We start from the raw sequence: 432 nt of genomic DNA on the forward strand, positions 1-432 counted from the left end.
GGAACATCTTCAGGCGCATCGAGCAGTCTTTTTGAACTGGCTTCTTAGCAGACGTGCCCAACACCCGACGGCGGGATCGACGCCGCGCCATGAATGTTCCGAGCAGCGCCGCAACCTGCCTCAGCCCGCCTCGACCGCCGGCAGCGCCAGCGTCACCGTGGTTCCCTGCCAGGCCGCGCTGCGCACGCGTATCTCTCCCTCATGGCGCTCCATCACCGCCTTCACGAAGGCCATCCCGAGCCCGACGCCCTTGGTTTCGGGCTGGCCGTCGAGGCGGAAGCGCCGGTATCGCTCGAACAGCCGCGCCTGGTCGGCGATGTCGATGCCGTAGCCGTGGTCGCGGATCACGCAGCGCACGGTGGCGCGGTCCTCGCTCAATTCGACCGAGCATTCGACGCGCGTGTGCGCCTCGCTGTACTTGACGGCATTGGC

General features: G+C 67.1%; 1 protein-coding gene. It reads right to left on the reverse strand.

All coding sequences use genetic code 11. The features are described 5' to 3' along the window. Window positions 1–120 precede the first annotated feature (120 nt). Window positions 121–432: sensor histidine kinase (locus tag HW466_RS31525; RefSeq protein WP_176316187.1), on the reverse strand; the 312-nt coding region annotated here is incomplete at its 5' end.

Origin of the sequence: Burkholderia territorii (genome assembly GCF_902833055.1) — a bacterium.
GTDB classification, from domain to species: Bacteria; Pseudomonadota; Gammaproteobacteria; order Burkholderiales; family Burkholderiaceae; genus Burkholderia; species Burkholderia territorii.